The sequence below is a fragment of the Cellulophaga sp. genome (assembly GCF_039943695.1).
In the GTDB taxonomy this organism is placed as follows: Bacteria; Bacteroidota; Bacteroidia; order Flavobacteriales; family Flavobacteriaceae; genus Cellulophaga.
The window spans coordinates 1-3,159 of the sequence record NZ_JBDVAA010000019.1; the positions used below are offsets into that span (position 1 = coordinate 1).

Here is a 3,159-nt window from a genome sequence, read left to right on the forward strand (position 1 = left end):
GCTGGTGTATGTGTCCGCAAGCAACATAATCATATCCTTTTTCAATGGCTAAATTAACAGCAGTTTCTTCAAAATTACTAATATATTTTACAGCACCTTTTACACTGTTTTTAATTCGTTTAGATAAAGAATACTTTTCTCTTCCCATTTTAGATAATCCCCAATTTAAGGCTCTATTTATTAATATTAATAAATCATATCCTTTACCACCTAATTTAGCTAACCATTTAGCATTTGTAATAGAAGCATCAAAAACATCGCCATGAAAAAACCAACCTTTTTTTCCGTCTAAATCTAAAACTAATTTATCAACAATATGTACGTTACCCATAATTGTACCACTAAATTTACGCAGCATTTCATCATGGTTTCCTGTAATGTAATATACTCGTACGCCCTTAGAGGCCATACCAATAATTTTTTTTAAAACTTTCATATGTGAAGATGGAAAGTACCGCTTGCTAAATTGCCAAACATCTACAATATCTCCATTTAATATTAAAATTTTTGGGTCAATACTATTTAAATAAATTAGTATTTCGTCTGCATGACAACCATAAGTACCCAAGTGAACGTCAGAAATAACAGCAACCTCAATTTTTCTTTTCTTCATCTTTACCAGTTTATACAAACTAACCCTTTATATATGAACTGAATATAAACAACTAATGAAAATTTTGTGATGATTTTGTTAAGTGTACATTAAGACATATCTAAATTTTATATTCTGATGCTTATAAATTATCTTTGGAACTTATACATACCAATAAAATAATTAGATGGCAGGAAACACTTTTGGTAACCTTTTTAAGGTAGCAACCTTTGGAGAATCACACGGAGTAGCAATAGGCGGAGTATTAGATGGTTGCCCAGCAGGCATAGAAATAGATCTAGATGCTATACAAACAGAATTAAACCGAAGAAAACCTGGACAATCTAAAATAGTTACACAGCGTAAAGAGCCAGACGAGGTAGAATTTTTTTCTGGTATTTTTGAAGGTAAAACTACAGGGACTCCAATTGGGTTTGCCATACGCAACACCAATCAGAAATCACATGATTACTCGCACATAAAAGACTCGTATAGACCATCGCATGCAGATTATGTGTATGATAAAAAATATGGATTTAGAGATTACCGTGGAGGCGGACGTAGTTCTGCTCGTGAAACTGCTAGTAGAGTAGTAGCTGGTGCAATTGCAAAGCAATTTTTATCTAACATAAAAATTAATGCTTATGTTTCTCAGGTAGGAGAATTAAAATTAAATAAAAATTATACCGAGTTAAATTTAGCAGATACAGAGTTAAACCCTGTACGTTGTCCAGACCAAGATATGGCTGCTAAAATGGAAACATACATTAAGGATATTAAAAAACAAGGAGATACTATTGGTGGTGTTATTACTTGTGTTCTACAAAATGTGCCAATTGGTTTAGGTGAGCCAGCTTTTGATAAATTGCACGCAGAATTAGGAAAAGCAATGCTTAGTATTAATGCTGTAAAAGGTTTTGAGTATGGTAGTGGTTTTAGTGGTGTAGCTATGAAAGGTAGCGCACATAACGACCAATTTAATACAGATGGTACTACAAAAACCAACTTTAGTGGTGGTATACAAGGAGGTATTAGCAACGGTATGGATATTTATTTTAACGTAGCCTTTAAACCTGTTGCCACTATTATACAGCCTTATGAAACAATAGATAAGGATGGTAATATGGTTAAAACTCAAGGTAAAGGTCGTCATGACCCTTGTGTTGTACCAAGAGCGGTCCCAATTGTAGAGGCTATGGCGGCTTTAGTTTTGGCAGATTACACCCTAATAAACAACAGCATTAGGGAATAGTTGATGATTTTTGCATTGAATTATTACTAATAATTGATGTTAAAAATTATTGATTCAATTTTATTTGGAACGTAACAGACCAAAATGGTATATTACTCACAAAATTATTATAAAATAGAAGTATGAAGAAATTGGAGCTGCACTGGCAGATTATGATAGGGATGGTTTTTGGTATCCTTTTTGGTTTTGGTATGGCACAACTTACATGGGGTAAAGATTTTATATTAGACTGGATTGGACCATTTGGACAAATATTTGTAAACCTCCTAAAGTTAATTGCGGTTCCGTTAATACTTGCATCTTTAATTAAAGGAATATCAGATTTAAAAGACATTTCTAAATTTAGAAATATTGGTTTTAAAACCATTGGTATTTATATGTTTACAACGGTTATAGCCATTACTATTGGCCTAGTACTTGTAAATGTATTGCAACCAGGAGAAGGTATTTCTCAAGAAACTATAACAAAATTAACTAATACATATGCTAATGATAGTGGTTTGCAGGGTAAAATTGCAGAAGCGACAACACAAAAAGAAAGTGGGCCATTGCAGTTTTTGGTAGATATGGTACCTAGCAATGCTTTGGCAGCTATGAGTAATAACAAACTAATGCTACAAGTTATATTCTTTACTATTTTTATGGGAATATCTATGTTGTTGGTTGGTGAAAAAAGATCTAAACCTTTAAAAGATTTTTTTGACTCATTAAATGATGTTATTCTTAAAATGGTAGATTTAATTATGCTCGCTGCGCCTTTTGCTGTGTTTGCATTACTAAGTCAGGTTGTAGTTACAGCAGATGATCCAGAAATTTTACAGAAGTTATTATCTTATGCAGGAGTTGTTGTTTTAGGGTTATTACTTATGATAGCTTTTTACTGTTCTCTAGTATATTTTTATACAAAAAAGAATCCTATTTGGTTTTTAAAACAAATGAGTCCGGCTCAATTATTAGCTTTTTCTACTAGTTCTAGTGCGGCAACTTTGCCAGTAACTATGGAAAGGGTAGAAGAGCACATTGGGGTAGATAAGGAAGTATCAAGCTTTGTTTTACCAGTTGGAGCTACAATTAATATGGATGGTACAAGTTTATACCAAGCTGTAGCTGCTGTATTTATTATGCAGGTACTTTGGCCAGAAGGTTTAACTTTTGGCAACCAACTATCTATTGTATTAACTGCATTATTGGCTTCTATAGGTTCTGCAGCAGTACCAGGAGCAGGTATGGTAATGTTGGTTATAGTGTTGGAAGCTATTGGTTTTCCAGCAGATTTATACCCAGTTGCATTGGCGTTAATTTTTGCTGTAGACAG

3 protein-coding genes are annotated in these 3,159 nt (G+C 33.2%); 2 read left to right on the plus strand and 1 reads right to left on the minus strand.

Annotation, left to right across the window (positions count from 1 at the left end):
- A partial coding sequence (locus ABJD66_RS01660) for a UDP-2,3-diacylglucosamine diphosphatase (protein WP_348127481.1) occupies nt 1-613 on the minus strand: 613 nt, incomplete at its 3' end.
- A gap of 166 nt (nt 614-779) precedes the next feature.
- On the opposite strand from ABJD66_RS01660, the gene aroC reads away from it, so the two are divergent.
- Nucleotides 780-1,844, plus strand: a complete 1,065-nt coding sequence (gene aroC / locus ABJD66_RS01665; RefSeq protein WP_348127484.1) for a chorismate synthase — start codon at nt 780-782, stop codon at nt 1,842-1,844.
- A gap of 122 nt (nt 1,845-1,966) precedes the next feature.
- The coding region (locus ABJD66_RS01670) for a dicarboxylate/amino acid:cation symporter (protein WP_348127487.1) at nt 1,967-3,159 on the plus strand (1,193 nt) is incomplete at its 3' end.

What these genes read in the sequence shown, in the direction of transcription:
- aroC (WP_348127484.1), top strand. Translation starts at nt 780, where the DNA reads ATGGCAGGAAACACTTTTGGTAACCTTTTTAAGGTAGCAACCTTTGGA.